Genomic DNA, 16,217 nt, shown 5'->3' on the forward strand with positions numbered 1-16,217 from the left:
CTGTGACGAGATACGCTCTCCGCAAGACTTTCCAAGATGGGGATCTTCAAACACGCACAGCCACCACAGATGACCATATAGCCCGATCAATCATGACATCAGCTTTCAAACGGCCTCGCTGGCATATGCGCTGGCGAAACTCGGTCCGGCAACGCCTGATGGTCCTGGGACTGGCACCCCTGCTGGTCGCCCTGCCTGTCATCGTGGGAATCCTGATCCTGGTCGGAGGTGCCCGGTTCGATAACCTGCTGCTTGCCACGGCGGCAGGCAACATGGCCAGCGCCCGTACCTACATGGACCAGCTGCGCGCCCAGACACGCCAGGACATCCTGGAAGTCGTACGCTCCGACACGATTGTCCGGCTGCTGGAAGAGCGGGCCGCCCACCCCGCTGGGGACGCAACGGAAACCATCGACCGGGCCCTGAGGGCCCGGGCGGACGCTGCCCATCTCGACTATCTGGTGATCTCTACGCCCGAAGGGCATGTGATCGCCTCAAGCTCAGGACTCCGGCCCGGCAGCCAGATCCCCATCAGCAACGTAGCCCGACAAGCACGCACCGGGATCCCAAGCTCATCCTACGAACGCTTTGAAGTCGCGGAACTGGCGGCTCTCAACCCGGAGCTTCCCGCCAAGACCCTCATCAAGACAGACAACGCCCTGCACACCAATGCACCTCCGTCCAAGGATGAATCACGGGGCCTGATGATCGCCGCTGCGGCCCACTTTCCCCTGAGCACGCGACACCCCGAAGCCATCGTATTGGGAGGAATCCTCCTGAACAACAACATTCCGCTGACCAATCGCATCCGGGAAGTGGTCTTTCCCATCAACGCCAACTTTGGCGAAGTCAGCGGCCATGCCTCCCTCCTCCTCGGGAATACGCGGGTGGCCACCACCCTGACCGGGCACCGGAACGAATATCTGCTTGGCACGCTCCTCAGCCCGGAGATCCAGGCACAGGAAACCCAGGAAACCCTGATCCTGGGCAAAACACTGACCCTGCGCACCCACATTGCAGGAGAATGGTACGTGGCGGGGTATCAGCCCATTCTGGACAGCCAGGGAGAACAGATCGGGATTTTTGCCACCGGCTTTCCTGAACATCATTACAGCCGGGAAAAATGGCTGCAAGTGGGAGGCATCACCTTGCTGCTGGCCATCAGCATGCTGACACTCACTTTTTCCTTTCTGCGAGCCGGCAACGACATCACCCGACGTCTGACGGCCATTGGCGGCACGATGCGGGCCATTCACAACGGCGAGACGGGCAGCCGCGTCACTCTGGATCACGAAACCGACGAGATCGCCCAGCTGGCCCGCCACTTCAACGAGCTGCTGGATGCCCTGGATGCCCGGGAGCAGGCCGAACGGGCCGCACGCCAGGCCATCGCCGAAGAAGCCATGCGCCGTCGCGCCCTGTTCGAAATGGCCCGGGACGGCATCGTCGTGGTAGACATGAACTGTGCCGTCGTGGACGCCAATCCCCAGTTCGCCACCATGCTGGGGTATTCCCTGGAGGAAATGAAAGCCCTGCATGTATGGGACTGGGATCCGGGCATCGCCCCTGCCGAACTGCTGGAGATGGTCCGCAGTGTCAGTCCCGAAGGAGAACAATTCGAAACCCGGATCCGCAGCCGTAGTGGCTGCAACCTGCCGGTGGAAATCAAATCGAGCCGCGTCCTCTGGGGCGACAAGGTGTACGTGATGTGCACGGTGCGGGAAATTTCAGAGCGCAAGCAACTGGACCAGGAGCTTGAGCGCCACCGCCACCACCTGGAAGACCTGGTCGGCCAGCGCACTCTGGAACTGGCCTCTGCCCGGGACGAAGCTGAAAGTGCCAACCGGGCCAAGAGTGCCTTCCTAGCCAACATGAGCCACGAAATCCGGACCCCGATGAACGCCATCATCGGCCTGACTCACCTCCTGCTGCGGGACGTGGAAAACCCGGAGCAGGCTGAACGCCTGGGAAAGGTGGACAGCGCTGCGCGACATCTCCTGCGGGTGATCAACGACATCCTCGACCTGTCGAAAATCGACGCCAACAAGATCACCCTGGAAAACATCGACTTCCCCCTGTCCGCCGCCCTGGACCGGGCCACCTCGATGCTGCGGGCCAGCGCAGCCCAGAAAGGACTCCAGCTGCAGCTCGACGTGGATCCCGTCCTCCCCACCTGGGTCTGCGGCGACCCGGTGCGTCTGGAGCAGATCGTTGTAAATTATTTGTCGAATGCGATCAAATTCTCCGAAAAAGGCTGCATCACCCTGCGCGCCCGGGCGCAGCCGCCTCTCGGCGACGGCCGCCTCGTGGTGTGCATCGAGGTGGAGGATCAGGGCATAGGCCTCAGCCCCAAGCAGATTGACTCCCTCTTCAGGGCCTTCGAACAGGCCGACAACTCCACCACCCGACGCTATGGCGGCACGGGTCTGGGCCTGGCCATCAGCAAGCGCCTGGCCGAGCTGATGGGCGGGAGCGTCGGGGTGACGAGTGCCGAGGGTACAGGGTCCACCTTCCGGGTGACGCTGCCCTTTCTCCCTGCCAGCACAACCCTGCTGTACGCAGGAAGCCCTGCCACGGACGCGGGCTTTGGCGAGGACAAAACCGAGGGCCTTGCCGAGCAGATCTGCACGGGCCATGCAGGTCAGCACATCCTGCTGGTGGAGGACAACCACCTCAATCAGGAGATCATCTGCGAATTGCTCGGGGATACCGGACTCCGGGTGACTGTCGCCAACAACGGGCAGGAAGCGCTGGACATGCTCGCCCGAACCCCCTGTGACCTGGTCCTGATGGACCTCAGCATGCCGGTCATGGGAGGTCTGGAAGCGGCTGCCCTGATCCGCCGGCAGCTTCATCTGACGGATCTGCCGATCCTGGCAATGACGGCCAATGCTTTTGACGAGGACCGGGATCGCTGCCTGGAAGCGGGCATGAACGACCATGTGGCAAAACCGGTGGATCCGGAGATCTTCTTCCAGGCTCTGTTGCGCTGGCTGCCCCTCCAGTCGCACCCTGCAGCACCTGATGCCAGACAGTGAAGCGCTCTCCGCCCCCTTCAGCCCAGACGACACCCGGAAGCACTCACACCTCCTGACACACATCCAGTCACCTTCCCGGAACCTTTACCTACCCTTAGCACTCTCTCAAGGAGAGTGCTAATATCCGGTTGAAGGAGGTGCCTACTGATGTCCAATGCCCTGTCGTTTCCTGTTCCGTCCGCGGTTGGCAGCCTGGATCAATACATCCAGAGCGTGAATCGCATCCCGTTGCTGACCGAGAAGGAAGAATCCGACCTGGCCCACAGCTTCCGGGAAGAAGGCGACCTGGAAGCGGCCCGCAAACTGGTGATGTCCCACCTGCGCTTGGTAGTAGCCATCGCCCGGGGTTATCTGGGTTATGGTCTGCCCCATGCCGACCTGGTCCAGGAAGGCAACGTCGGCCTGATGAAGGCCGTCAAGCGCTTCGATCCCGAGCGGGGCGTGCGCTTGGTGTCCTTCGCCATCCACTGGATCAAGGCCGAAATCCACGAGTACATCGTCAGGAACTGGCGTCTGGTCAAGATCGCGACCACCAAGGCCCAGCGCAAGCTGTTCTTCAACCTGCGCAGCATGAAGACCAGCAACAGCACCCTTCAAGGGGAGGACGTGCTGGCCGTGGCCCAGCAACTGGGGGTCAAACCCGAAGAAGTCCGGGAAATGGAAACCCGTCTGTCGGGAGGCGACGTGGCCCTGGAAAGCGGCCCTGATGACGAAGAAGAGCGCTTTGCTCCGATCGCTTACCTGGCCGACCCCCACGCCGAGCCTTCCGAAGTCATCGCCCAGCGGGAATATGCCCGCCTGCAGGATTCGGGCCTGCATGAAGCCTTGGCTGCCCTGGATGAGCGTAGCCGGACCATCGTCCAGCGTCGCTGGCTGGCGGAAGGGGATGCCGCCACGCTTCATGAACTGGCAGCAGAATATGGAGTTTCCGCTGAGCGGATCCGCCAGATCGAAGCCAAGGCGATGCAGAAGATGCGCACCCAGCTGGCAGCCCTGACGGCCTGAAGGCCAGCGGGCTCCTGCTAGCACTCGGCTGGCTCTGCAGGGCGGCCTCCGGGAGGCCGCCCTATTTGCCAGCCAGCAACTGACGGATATCCGCCGCAATCTGTTCGGGCCTCTCGCCGTGTTTCACATACAGGCGCAGCCGCCCCTGAGGGTCGAAGACATAGGTTCCGGTGGAATGATCCACGGTGTAGGTGCCCCCCCTGGTACCCCCCTGCTTCTGGTAGAACACCTTGAACTCCCTGGCCACCGCCTCGGTGGCCGCTTCGTCCCCACGCAAACCGACAAAACGCGGATCGAACACCGGTACATATTCGGCCAGCAAGGACTGGGTATCCCGCTCGGGATCCACCGTAATGAAGAGCACCTGCACCTGCTCTGCATACGCCCCGAGCTGGCGCATCACTTCCGCCATGCCCAGCAGGTTGGTAGGGCAGATGTCGGGACATTGGGTATAACCAAAGAACAGGGTCACCACTTTTCCCCTGTAATCCGCCAGGCTACGCACAGCGCCGGTGTGGTCCTTCAGCCGAAAATCCTTGCCATAATTGGCACCGGTAATGTCCGAACTGGCAAACCCGACCCTCCCCTGCCCTTCACCGGAAGGCGAGCACCCCACAAGAACCCCTGCTGCCAGCAAGGCAGCCACACTGTATCGAAGGCGGAAACTCATAAATATTTTTTTTGATAAAAAAAACAATATCAATGCTAGACTTCGGCCAGAATTTAACTTGTAGCAAATTGATACAAGTGGGGCCTGGAGGAGACGCCAAGGCCAAAACCATAAGAAAGCCTGTCGGGGGTGCGGCGAAAGCCGCGCCCCCGATCCATTTCAGGCTCAGCCTGTTGGGTGACCAGGCCGCAGGAATGGCTCAAGCCGCCAGCGCCGTCAGCAGCTTGTCATGGATTCCACCGAAGCCCCCATTGCTCATGACCAGGACCTGGTCCCCTGCCCGGGCTTCCGCGACAATCGCCGCGACCAGCGCCGCCAGGTCATCCTCCACCACAGCCTTGCCGGCAATCGGCGCCAGCGCGCTCCTGGCATCCCAGCCCAGGTTTGCCGCATAACAGAACACCTTGTCTGCCTGGGCCAGGCTGGCAGGCAGTTGCTCCTTCATCACCCCCAGCTTCATGGTATTCGAGCGAGGCTCCAGCACGGCCAGGATACGCGCCGCACCCACCTGACGACGCAAGCCCTCCACCGTCAGGGTGATCGCCGTGGGATGGTGGGCAAAATCATCGTACACCGCCACGCCACGCACGGTTCCCCGCAATTCCAGGCGGCGCTTGACCCCCTCGAAACGGCTCAAGGCATCCAGGGCCACCTCCGGGGTTACCCCCACGTGGCGGGCCGCAGCCAACGCAGCCAGCGCATTCGCCCGGTTGTGGCTGCCTGACAGGGGCAAGCGCCGCCGGCCAAGCTCCTTGCCCAGGTGACGAATCACCACCTCATCCTCAAAACAGCCTTCGGCCACCGACCAGCCCGCTGCGTCATTGAACCACTCGAGCTCAGACCAACAGCCCCGCTGGATCACCCGCGCAAGAGACTCTTCGGCTGCATTCGCGACGATCCGTCCAGACAGGGGGATAGTCCGCACCAAATGGTGGAATTGCGTTTCGATCGCGGCAAGATCACCAAAAATGTCTGCATGATCGAACTCCAGATTATTCAGGATCACGGTCCGGGGACGGTAATGGACAAACTTGGAACGCTTGTCGCAGAAGGCCGTGTCGTACTCGTCAGCCTCGATCACGAAAAAGGGCGACTCGGTGAGCCGCGCCGACAGACCGAAATTCTTGGGAACCCCCCCCACCAGGAAACCCGGATTCAGCCCTGCGTCCTCCAGGATCCAGGCCAGCAGGGAAGTGGTGGTGGTCTTGCCATGAGTTCCCGCCACCCCCAGAACCCAGCGCCCCTGGAGCACATGCTCGGCCAGCCACTGGGGACCCGAAACATAAGGCAGCCCCTTGTCGAGAATGGCCTCCAGGAGGGGATTCCCGCGGGAAATGGCGTTTCCCACCACGAAGACATCCGGGGCAAGCCCGAGTTGCTCGACCCCGTAACCCTCGACCAAGCCAATACCCTGCTCCTCCAACTGGGTACTCATCGGCGGGTAGACATTGGCGTCGCAGCCGGTCACCTTATGGCCGGCGGCCCGCGCCAGCAGTGCCACGCCACCCATGAAGGTGCCGCAGATTCCAAGAATGTGAATATGCATGGTCAGATGCAGCAGAAACCGTGCCGCAATAGTCGTGTGTAGAATGGCTGATATTCTAATCGAACGGGGAGCTCCGACCTGCCATGCCGCGCCCTGCCGTTCCATATCGCAGCAACCTGCGCCGGGAAATCGCCGCCCTCGCCGCCCGGATGATCGCCGAGGACGGAATCAGCGACTATGGCTTCGCCAAGCGCAAGGCTGCCCGCCAGTTGGGCGCCACCAGTGCCGACGAGCTGCCCAACAATGCCGAAATCGAGACCGAGGTCCGCACCTATCTGACCCTCTTCCAGGACGACGAGCACCTGGAACGCCAGCGGCTGCTGCGGGTTGCCGCCGCCGAAGTGATGCGTGAACTGGAGCCCTTCCGCCCCTATCTCACCGGCTCCGTACTGGAAGGCACCGCGGGGCGCTATTCCGAGGTGGACATCGACCTCTTCCCGGAAAGCGCCAAGGAAGTGGAAATCTTCTTTCTCAACCACAATGTGGACTACGAGCATAGGGAGCCCCGCCGCACGCAACCCGAAGCCCCGGAGGCGATCCTGGTCTTCGACTGGGGTGATGTCCCCATCCGCCTGCGGATCTACTCTCCGGAAGTGGAACGACTGCACCGCAGGGGCAGTCACGGAACCCGAGGCATGGAACGCGCCCGCCTTCCCACCGTCGAAGCCCTGATCAACAACACGCCACCGGCAACGGTCGACATCGAGCCATGAAAACCCGCCTGAACACCCTGTTCCTGATACTGATCGCCGTCGCGACAACCATCGCCGGGATCTATGCCGCCCGCAAGGAAACACAAAGCCTGACCGCTCCGGACATCACCGCCGCCCAGCAGGACGCCGTGGCCCAGTTGATGGCCCTGGACCTGCCCGACAGCGCTGGCAAACAGCACCCCCTGCACCAGTGGCAGGGGAAGGTCATGGTGGTCAATTTCTGGGCAACCTGGTGCCCGCCCTGCCGCAAGGAAATGCCGGCCTTCTCCCAACTGAGCGAGAAATATGCACACAAAGGCATCCAATTCGTCGGCATCAGCATAGATACCGCAACCAACGTACGGGATTTCCAGGCAGCCAACCCCGTCGCTTACCCTCTCGTGGTGGCCGCACCCAGCGTTGTGAGTCTCACGGAGGTCCTGGGCAACACTTCTCAGGGTCTACCCTTTACAGTCATCATTGACCGGCAGGGCAAGCTCAGTCTGGTCAAGCTGGGGATGCTTGCCGAAGAGGATCTGGAGCGCAAGCTGGCGGAACTGAGCCAGTCCTAAGCATCATCCGAAGCTGGCCCGTTGTGGACAACTTCCGGCAAATTACGGCAAACTTGCCAGCATGACGCGGAAAAACAGCCCCCAGGATGCCACCTCGAACGACGCCCGGCAAAGCCGGATCCTCGTTTTGCATGGCCCCAACCTCAATCTGCTCGGTCGCCGGGAACCCGGCATTTATGGCCTGACCACCCTGTCCGACATCCATGAAGCGATGGAAAGCCGGGCCCGTGCGGACGGTGTGCTCCTGGAGTCTTTCCAGAGCAACCACGAAGGAGAGCTGATTGACCGGGTGCAGGCGGCTGCCACCGAAGGCGTCGACTTCATCGTCATCAATCCGGCAGGCTACACCCACACCAGCGTGGCCTTGAGAGACGCCCTTGCCGGTGTGGACATCCCCTTCGTGGAAGTACACCTGTCCAACATTCACGCCCGCGAGCCCTTCCGGCATCACTCCTATTTCTCCGACAAGGCCATTGGGGTGATCTGCGGCCTGGGCGCCCAGGGCTATCTGCTGGCCCTGGAATTCGCCCTGTCCCGCCTGCGCGGCTGACACCAGACATCGGCCCGTCCCCTCCTGCGGACGGCCATCAACACATCAAGGGGAAACTACAATGGATCTTCGCAAGCTCAAGAAATTGATTGACCTGGTCCAGGAGTCCGGCATTTCCGAACTGGAAGTGACGGAGGGCGAGGAAAAGGTTCGTATCGCCAAGCATGTAAGCGGCCCGGCGCCGGTGAATTACGTCTCCCACATGCCAGGCCATGCCCCGGCGCCGGCGCCCGTTGCGGCAGCCACCACCGTCCCGGCGGCAGCGGACGAAGATGCCCTCCCCGAGGGTCACGTGGTCAAGTCTCCCATGGTGGGCACCTTCTACCGGGCCAGCTCGCCGGGTGCCAAGCCCCTGGCAGAAATTGGCCAGAGTGTGGCTGCCGGCGACGTGCTGTGCATCATTGAGGCCATGAAACTGATGAACGAAATCGAGGCGGAAGTCTCCGGCACCATCAAGGCCATCCTCGTGGAAAACGGAGAACCCGTCGAGTTCGGCGAACCCCTCTTCGTCATCGGCTAAGCCCCACCATGTTTGAAAAGATCCTTATCGCCAATCGGGGCGAGATTGCCTTGCGCGTGCTGCGAGCCTGCCGTGAGCTGGGCATCAAGACCGTCGCCGTACACTCCGAACCGGACGCCGAGGCCAAATACGTCAAGCTCGCCGACGAATCCGTGTGCATCGGCCCGGCTTCATCCACCCTCAGCTACCTCAACATCCCGGCCCTGATCTCGGCGGCTGAAGTCACCGATGCCGAAGCCATCCACCCGGGCTACGGTTTTCTGTCCGAAAACGCCGACTTCGCCGAGCGGGTCGAGCAATCTGGTTTCGTCTTCATCGGCCCCCGCGCCGAGACCATCCGCCTGATGGGTGACAAGGTCTCCGCCAAGGACGCCATGAAAGCCGCCGGGGTACCCTGCGTCCCCGGCTCCGAAGGCGCCCTGCCGGACGACCCCAAGGAGATCGTCAAGATCGCCCGCGCCATCGGCTACCCGGTGATCATCAAGGCAGCCGGCGGCGGCGGTGGGCGCGGCATGCGCGTGGTGCACACCGAAGCCGCCCTGCTCAACGCCGTCACCACCACCCGCTCCGAAGCCGGCGCCTTCTTCGGCAACCCGGTGGTGTACATGGAGAAGTTCCTGGAAAACCCGCGTCACGTGGAAATCCAGATCCTCGCCGACCAGCACGGCAACGCCATCCACCTGGGCGAGCGCGACTGCTCCATGCAACGGCGCCACCAGAAGGTCATCGAGGAAGCCCCCGCGCCCGGCATCGAGCGCCGCCACATCCTGCGCATCGGCGAACGCTGCGCCGAGGCCTGCCGCAAGATCGGCTACCGGGGCGCCGGCACCTTCGAATTCCTTTATGAGAATGGCGAGTTCTACTTCATCGAGATGAACACCCGGGTCCAGGTCGAACACCCGGTCACCGAACTCATCACCGGTGTCGACATCGTGCAGGAGCAGATCCGCGTCGCCGCCGGCCAGAAGCTGCGCTACCGTCAGAAGGACATCGAGTTCCGCGGCCATGCCATCGAGTGCCGCATCAACGCCGAAGACCCGTTCAAGTTCACCCCCTGCCCGGGCAAGATCGGCAACTGGCACGTCCCCGGCGGCCCCGGCATCCGCGTGGATTCCCACGTGTACAACGGCTACACGGTGCCCCAGCACTACGACTCGATGATCGGCAAGCTGATCGCCTACGGCGACACCCGCGACCAGGCCATCCGCCGCATGCGCATCGCCCTGTCCGAAATGCTCGTCGAGGGCATCAAGACCAACATCCCGCTGCACCAGGAGCTGATGCTTGACGCCCGCTTCGTCGAAGGCGGCACCAGCATCCACTACCTGGAACACAAGCTGGCGGGGCGCAACGAGGTCTCGAAGAACTGATGTGGATCTCCGTCATCCTGCAGGCTGACGCGACGCGCGCCGAAGCCCTCTCCGAAGCCCTGATGGAGCACGGTGCCCTGTCGGTCAGCATCGACGACGCCGACGCCGGCACCGACGCCGAAAAACCCCAGTTCGGCGAGCCGGGCATGCACCCAGCCAGCCTGTGGGACCACAGCCGCGTCGTCGCACTGTTCGACACCGACATCGACCTGGCCCAGGCGCTGGCCACCGCCTCCGCTGCAGCCGGGCTCGATGCCGTACCGCCCTTCACCATTGAGGAAATCGAAGAGCAGAACTGGGTCCAGCTCACCCAGAGCCAGTTCGACCCGATCCGCATCACCGACCGCCTGTGGATCGTGCCCTCGTGGCACGAATCCCCGGCGCCGGACGCCATCAACCTGGTCCTCGACCCGGGCATGGCCTTCGGCACCGGTTCCCACCCCACCACCCGGCTGTGCCTCGAGTGGCTCACCACCGAGATCCAGCCCGGCGTCAGCGTGCTTGATTACGGCTGTGGCTCCGGCATCCTGGCCATCGCCGCCGTCAAGCTGGGTGCTGGCGAGGTGACCGGCGTGGACATCGACGAGAAGGCTGTCGAGACCGCTGCCGACAACGCCGCCAACAACAGCGCCAGCCTGCACCTGCAGGTCTCGGCCCAGCCCCTGGACGGCACCTTCCAGCGCGTGGTGGCCAACATCCTGACCAATCCCCTTAAGGTACTGGCACCCCTGCTGGCGGCCCGGGTCGCCCCTGGCGGAAAGCTGGCCCTGTCCGGCGTCCTGGAGGCCCAGGCCGAGGACGTGATCAAAGCCTACGCACCCTACATCTCCCTCCAGGTAGGTGCGACCCATGAAGGCTGGGTTCGTCTGGAAGGCGAGCGGCCGGAGCAGGCAGTGTCATGATCCTGGCGCGCTGCCCGGCGTGCTCCACCGTTTTCCGGGTACGTCCCGAGCAGTTGCGCGCCCGGAGCGGGCTGGTCCGCTGCGGGCAGTGTCAGCATACCTTCAATGCCCTGGATACGCTGGTGGATGAAGGTGATGAAGTCCCCGCTGCGCCCCCCCTCCTGCAGGCCATGGAGGAACCGGGGCCACCACCCAGCCCATCCGGCCCCCTCTTCGTACTGGAAGAAAAAGAACCGGAAAATGCCCTGCTCGATCCGCTGGAGGTGTCTGCCCCAACCCACGAGCTGCCCCTTCCTCCTGGCGAACTGCCTTCATCCGGCCCCCCACCCGCAGACATCTCGCCTTGGGAGGATGTGCCCCTAGATCCAGACGACAGCTGCGCCCCCCTCCCCTCTGGCCTTCCCCTTCCAGGCAGCGGGATGGTCGGGACCCCACCGCCTCTTGAACTGGATTTCGACCTGGAGCTCGTCCCCTCGTCCGGGAACGCTGGGCACCTGGAGAAGAGCCTTGAGCCAGCTTCCGGACAGGTGGCGGATGAGCGCGACCTGAGTGCTGTCGCTGCGACCCTGACCTGGCCAGCCGAGCTCACGTCATTGCGGAACGAGCCCTCCATCACACCGGATTTTGAGCTGGACGATCTGCACCAAAGCCTTCCCGAGCCACTGACATCCCCCTCTTTCGAGCCGGCTCTGGATGAGGCTGCGGCCCCGCTGGACTTCGAATCGCTGATTCACACCCGCGACCAGGGCAGGGAGAATGAGCCCCCCCAGGCGCCACTGTTGCAAGGGGCACGGGCAGGAACAACCGCGCCAAACCAGTCGCGCCCCCCCTTGCCGGCCTCCGATCTGGAAAAGCCCGCGGCCGAGGCCGACGAAGACACCGCGGAGGAAGCCGACGAAGAGGGAGACAAGGGCTGGGGACAGGCGCTCTGGGCTGCAGCAGCGACGCTTCTGCTCCTGACCATGGCCGCCCAGGGCGTGCTCGTGTTCCGTAACGAGGTTGCCCTCGCCAATCCCCACCTGCGCCCCTTCCTGGAGAGCCTGTGTGCCGGCATCGGCTGTGAGCTGCCATTACCCCGTGAATCCTCGTTGATCGCCATCGAGAGCTCGGACATCCAGCCCGATGCTGGTCATGAGGCCCTGTTCACCCTCCACGCAACCCTGCGCAACCGGGCGGAGTTCCAGCAAACCTGGCCCCACCTGGAAATCACCCTGACGGATGCCCGGGATAAAGCCCTGGTGCGCCGGGTCCTCTCGCCAGATCAGTGGCGCCCCGCCGAAGCGCCGAAGGCGGCCTTCCCTGCCAAAAGCGAAATCGTCAGCCGGGTCGCCTTCGAAGCACCCGGCATAGCGGCTGCTGGCTACCGGGTCTATGCCTTTTATCCCTGACCACGTCCGGGATTAACGCAGCCTCGTCCCGCTCAACCTCGCACCACGCAACAACATCATGTCCACACTCATCTGCGGCTCCATCGCCTTCGATTCGATCATGGTGTTCCATGATCGCTTCCGCAACCATATCCTGCCCGAGCAGATCCACATCCTGAATGTCTCTTTCCTGGTACCGGAGATGCGTCGGGAATTTGGTGGCTGCGCCGGCAACATCGGCTACAACCTCAAGCTGCTGGGGGGGGAGCCGCTGCTCATGGCCACCGTCGGCGACGATGCCACCCCCTATCTTGAACGTCTTGATCGACTGGGCATATCCCGTGCCCACGTGACTCAGGTGCCAGGCACCTTCACCGCCCAGGCCTTCATCACCACAGACCTGGATGACAACCAGATCACTGCCTTCCACCCCGGGGCAATGGTGCACTCTCACCGCAACAAGGTCAGCGATGCCCAGGGAGTCACGCTGGGGATCGTTTCCCCGGACGGCCGCGACGGCATGCTCGAACACGCCCGCCAGTTTTCGGAGGCAGGCATCCCCTTCATCTTCGATCCGGGCCAGGGTCTTCCCATGTTCAACGGGGATGAACTGCTGCACTGCCTGCAACTGGCCGACTATTGCACGGTCAATGACTACGAAGCCCAACTGCTGTGCGAGCGCACCGGTCGCAGCCCGGAGTCCCTGGCCACTGAAGTCAAGGCTCTGGTCGTGACCCGGGGCGGCGAAGGGTCAGAAATTCATGTGGACGGGCGCAAGCTGGAGATTCCCTGCGCGACACCGGCCAGCCTGACCGACCCCACCGGCTGCGGTGATGCCTACCGGGCCGGCCTGCTGTATGGAATCGAGCAGGGTATGGACTGGGAGCAGACCGGACGTCTGGCGTCCCTGATGGGCGCCCTCAAGATCGCCTGCCGGGGCGGACAGAACCATGCCCCGAGCCGGGATGAAATCGCCGAAGCCTATCGGCAGACTTTTGGTTCAACCCTGTGGTGAAAGGAACCCTCATGCGAATCCTGAACATCGGCCTGGCCCTGGCGGCCGCCATCAGCATTACCGGCTGTGCCTCCGGCCTGGGTGGAGGCGACTACGAACGTACCGAAGCACGACGCGTGATGAGCGTGCGGATGGGCACCATCGAAGGTGTCCGCCTGGTCAAGCTGGAAGGCACCAACTCTCCGATCGGCTCCATCGGCGGCGCTGCCATCGGCGGTGTTGCGGGCAGCACCGTCGGTCAGGGCAAAGGTGCAGCCATCGCGGCCGTGGTGGGCGCTGTAGTGGGCGGCATTGCCGGCGCCGCCGCCGAGGAAGGCCTGACCCGCAAACAGGGGGTCGAAGTCACTGTCAAACTCGACAATGGCGAGCTGCTGGCCATCGTCCAGGAAGACGGTGGCGAGAACTTCAAACCCGGTGAGCGGGTCCGCCTGCTCCAGGATGGCCGCAACACCCGCGTCACCCGCTGAATCAGCCAGTTCATCCATATCCACTGGGGGATCAGATGCCCCCCAGTTCCTTTCCGGGCCGGCGTCATACACCCGTCATCACTCGTTCACGGCAGCGCAATCTGGTCTTTCCAGAATGGATGGAAACCTACAGAGGATTCCGTCATGCTGCAGAAGCAACAGAACATCACCCAGCGCTCCGGGCGCAACCTGCATGCAGGCCTGGCCAGCTGCCCCACCGAGATTCTGGAAGCCCAGAAGCTTCGCTATCGCGTCTTTGGTGAGGAGATGGGTGCTCGACTGTCCAGCCGCATCCCTGGAGTGGATCGGGATCTGTACGACCCCTTCTGCAAACACCTGATTGTCCGCGACGAGGACGCAGGAAAGATCGTTGGCACCTACCGGATCCTCTCACCGAGTGCAGCGAGGGAAGTGGGCAGCTACTACTCCGAAAGCGAATTCGACCTGACCCGCCTGCGCCACCTGCGCAACCGGATGGTGGAAGTCGGTCGCTCCTGCATTGACGCTGAATACCGCTCCGGTGCGGTGATCACCCTGCTCTGGGCAGGCCTGGCCCGCTACATGGTGGAAAACGGCTACGACTACCTGATTGGCTGCGCATCCATCAGCATGGCTGACGGCGGGCATGCAGCGGCCAGCCTGTATAATCGCCTGAAGGATGAGCACATGTGCCCGCTGGAGTACCGGGTCTTCCCCCGTACCCCTCTGCCCCTCCAGGCCCTCCGTCAGGATCTGGACGCCGAAACCCCGCCCCTGATCAAGGGCTACCTGCGTGCGGGTGCCTGGATTTGTGGCGACCCCGCCTGGGATCCCGACTTCAACACGGCGGATCTGCCCATCCTGCTGCCGGTGTCCCGGATGGACGCCCGTTATGCCAAACACTTCATGGGACGCAAGGACTGAAACCCGCCAGCCCCACTCCACCGCTGCTTCGCACCCTGCGCTACGTCCGTCTGTCGGTTCACGTGCTGAGAGGATTCATCCTCTCGGCGCTGTATCTTCCCCTCATCCGCCCATCCCGACGGATACGCCTCAAGCAGAACTGGTCCAGGCAGTTGTTACTCATTCTGGGCATACGGATCGTGGCAGACGAGCCTTTTGTAGCGCCCGGTAGCCTGCTGGTCGCCAATCACATCTCGTGGCTGGACATTTTCGTGATCAACGCCGCCTTCCCTGCCGCCTTCGTCTCCAAGGCCGAGGTAGGCCAGTGGCCCTTGATCGGCTGGCTGGCGGCCCGCCACGAAACCGTGTTCCTGCGCCGGGGCAGCCGCGGTCACGCGAAGATCGTCAATGGGGAAATCGAGGCACTTCTCGGCCAGGGGCGCCACGTGGCAATCTTTCCGGAAGGTACCACCACCGACGGGCGTCATGTCCAGGGCTTCCATGCCGCCCTGCTCCAGCCTGCAGTCGAGATCGGCGCTCCGGTCCAGCCTGTCGCCCTGACCTACCGCCTGCCCGACGGTGCTTACACCCGGGCGCCTGCCTACGACGGGGACGTCAGTCTGCTGGAATGCCTGCAGGCCGTGATCGCAGAACGGGAGATCATTGCCCGGGTGGGGGTCTTGCCCGCCCTGAGCAGCACCGCCGGACTTGATCGCAAGGCCATGGCGCAGGCAGCGCGAGCTGCCATCATGGCACGCATCGCCGACCACTGAATCCGACGTGCCATCAGGACGGCCGGGGCTTGCCGTGTGCCAGCCCCGGGCAGGGGATCTGAAACACGCTCCTGTCCTCCAGGCGCACAGCCGTCAGCTCACGTCCCCACAGGCAACCGGAATCCAGGGCCAGCAGATTGGGCTCGACGCGCAAACCCAGCGCTGACCAGTGCCCGAACACCAGGGTGGTGTCGGCACTGCGGCGGCCGGGCACCTCGAACCAGGGCAGATAGCCCTTCGGTGCCTTGGTCACTTCGCCCTTCACCTTGAAGTCCATCTGTCCATCCACGGTGCAGAAACGCATCCGGGTCATCGCGTTAACCACCACCCGCATCCGCTCGTGGTCCCGCAGGTCATCCCGCCAGGCCACCGGTTCACTACCCCACAGGTTATGGAGCAGCTCGGCATGATACGGTCCCGCCAGCGCGCCCTCCACCTCACGGGCCAGCGCCCGGGCCTGAGGTACGGTCCAGCCCGGCAGCAGGCCCGCATGAACCATCGCACAACCGCTTTCCACATGCATCAGCGGACGCGTGCGGAGCCAGCTCAGCAAGCTCTCCCGATCCGGGGCATCAAGCACCGCCTGCAGCGTGTCGTCCTTGCCCCGGCTGCGGATCGCCCCGTAAGCCACCATCAACAGGTAGAGGTCATGGTTGCCCAGGACGGTGATTGCCGCCGGACCGAGGTCACGAATGAAGCGCAGCGTCTGCAGGGAATCGGGGCCACGGTTGACCAGGTCCCCCACAAGCCACAGACGGTCCCGGGCCGGGTCGAAGGAAACCCGCTTGAGCAAGGCGGCCAGGGAAGTGAAGCAGCCCTGGATGTCACCGATTGCGTAAGTCGCCATG

16 protein-coding genes are annotated in these 16,217 nt (G+C 63.3%); 13 read left to right on the forward strand and 3 right to left on the reverse strand.

The features are described from left to right. Positions 1 to 158: 158 nt before the first annotated feature. Entirely contained in the window at positions 159 to 3,038 is a 2,880-nt protein-coding gene (locus PHD22_RS00925; protein ID WP_299860930.1) for an ATP-binding protein, read from the forward strand. Between the two features lie 147 nt (positions 3,039 to 3,185). Then, positions 3,186 to 4,043 (forward strand): RNA polymerase sigma factor RpoH, encoded by an 858-nt coding sequence (gene rpoH / locus PHD22_RS00930; protein ID WP_299860932.1) that lies wholly within the window; start codon positions 3,186 to 3,188, stop codon positions 4,041 to 4,043. Positions 4,044 to 4,104: 61 nt separating this feature from the next. Here the strand turns inward: rpoH and PHD22_RS00935 are convergent, their stop codons facing one another. Together PHD22_RS00935 and mpl are read right to left on the reverse strand one after the other, a co-directional pair. Then, positions 4,105 to 4,713: an SCO family protein gene (locus tag PHD22_RS00935; RefSeq protein ID WP_299860934.1), complete on the reverse strand. Its 609-nt coding sequence runs from the start codon at positions 4,711 to 4,713 to the stop codon at positions 4,105 to 4,107. Positions 4,714 to 4,912: 199 nt separating this feature from the next. Next, entirely contained in the window at positions 4,913 to 6,259 is a 1,347-nt protein-coding gene (gene mpl, locus PHD22_RS00940) for a UDP-N-acetylmuramate:L-alanyl-gamma-D-glutamyl-meso-diaminopimelate ligase (RefSeq protein ID WP_299860937.1), read from the reverse strand. A 149-nt stretch (positions 6,260 to 6,408) separates the two neighbouring features. On the opposite strand from mpl, the gene PHD22_RS00945 reads away from it, so the two are divergent. The 11 genes from PHD22_RS00945 to PHD22_RS00995 all read left to right on the forward strand — a co-directional run bounded on the left by PHD22_RS00945 (position 6,409) and on the right by PHD22_RS00995 (position 15,369). After that, on the forward strand, positions 6,409 to 6,972 hold the full coding sequence (locus PHD22_RS00945; RefSeq protein ID WP_299861093.1) for a hypothetical protein: 564 nt from the start codon (positions 6,409 to 6,411) through the stop codon (positions 6,970 to 6,972). Further along, positions 6,969 to 7,523, forward strand: a complete 555-nt coding sequence (locus tag PHD22_RS00950; RefSeq protein WP_299860939.1) for a TlpA disulfide reductase family protein — start codon at positions 6,969 to 6,971, stop codon at positions 7,521 to 7,523. The genes PHD22_RS00945 and PHD22_RS00950 overlap by 4 nt, the downstream gene beginning before the upstream one ends. 61 nt (positions 7,524 to 7,584) lie before the next feature. Next, positions 7,585 to 8,073 (forward strand): type II 3-dehydroquinate dehydratase, encoded by a 489-nt coding sequence (aroQ, locus tag PHD22_RS00955; RefSeq protein ID WP_299860942.1) that lies wholly within the window; start codon positions 7,585 to 7,587, stop codon positions 8,071 to 8,073. A gap of 61 nt (positions 8,074 to 8,134) precedes the next feature. After that, positions 8,135 to 8,593: an acetyl-CoA carboxylase biotin carboxyl carrier protein gene (gene accB / locus PHD22_RS00960; RefSeq protein ID WP_299860945.1), complete on the forward strand. Its 459-nt coding sequence runs from the start codon at positions 8,135 to 8,137 to the stop codon at positions 8,591 to 8,593. An 8-nt stretch (positions 8,594 to 8,601) separates the two neighbouring features. Further along, complete coding sequence (gene accC / locus PHD22_RS00965) at positions 8,602 to 9,963, forward strand: acetyl-CoA carboxylase biotin carboxylase subunit (RefSeq protein ID WP_299860948.1); 1,362 nt, start codon at positions 8,602 to 8,604, stop codon at positions 9,961 to 9,963. Next, positions 9,963 to 10,865, forward strand: coding sequence for a 50S ribosomal protein L11 methyltransferase (prmA, locus tag PHD22_RS00970; RefSeq protein WP_299860950.1), 903 nt, complete (start codon positions 9,963 to 9,965; stop codon positions 10,863 to 10,865). The genes accC and prmA overlap by 1 nt, the downstream gene beginning before the upstream one ends. Then, positions 10,862 to 12,253 carry a DUF3426 domain-containing protein gene (locus PHD22_RS00975; RefSeq protein WP_299860952.1) on the forward strand — a complete coding sequence of 464 codons (1,392 nt, stop codon included), beginning with the start codon at positions 10,862 to 10,864 and terminating at the stop codon, positions 12,251 to 12,253. The genes prmA and PHD22_RS00975 overlap by 4 nt, the downstream gene beginning before the upstream one ends. 58 nt (positions 12,254 to 12,311) lie before the next feature. Continuing rightward, positions 12,312 to 13,247 (forward strand): carbohydrate kinase family protein, encoded by a 936-nt coding sequence (locus tag PHD22_RS00980; protein WP_299860954.1) that lies wholly within the window; start codon positions 12,312 to 12,314, stop codon positions 13,245 to 13,247. 11 nt (positions 13,248 to 13,258) lie between these two features. Beyond that, positions 13,259 to 13,714, forward strand: a complete 456-nt coding sequence (locus PHD22_RS00985) for a glycine zipper 2TM domain-containing protein (protein ID WP_299860957.1) — start codon at positions 13,259 to 13,261, stop codon at positions 13,712 to 13,714. Between the two features lie 144 nt (positions 13,715 to 13,858). Further along, positions 13,859 to 14,617: a GNAT family N-acyltransferase gene (locus PHD22_RS00990; protein ID WP_299860959.1), complete on the forward strand. Its 759-nt coding sequence runs from the start codon at positions 13,859 to 13,861 to the stop codon at positions 14,615 to 14,617. Positions 14,618 to 14,796: 179 nt separating this feature from the next. After that, the gene (locus PHD22_RS00995) at positions 14,797 to 15,369 is read left to right on the forward strand and encodes a lysophospholipid acyltransferase family protein (protein WP_299860962.1); all 573 of its coding nucleotides are present in this window, start codon (positions 14,797 to 14,799) and stop codon (positions 15,367 to 15,369) included. 13 nt (positions 15,370 to 15,382) lie between these two features. Here the strand turns inward: PHD22_RS00995 and PHD22_RS01000 are convergent, their stop codons facing one another. Continuing rightward, entirely contained in the window at positions 15,383 to 16,216 is an 834-nt protein-coding gene (locus PHD22_RS01000) for a symmetrical bis(5'-nucleosyl)-tetraphosphatase (protein ID WP_299860964.1), read from the reverse strand. Between the last annotated feature and the right edge of the window lies 1 nt (position 16,217).

Source organism: Zoogloea sp., assembly GCF_028693495.1.
In the GTDB taxonomy this organism is placed as follows: Bacteria; Pseudomonadota; Gammaproteobacteria; order Burkholderiales; family Rhodocyclaceae; genus Zoogloea.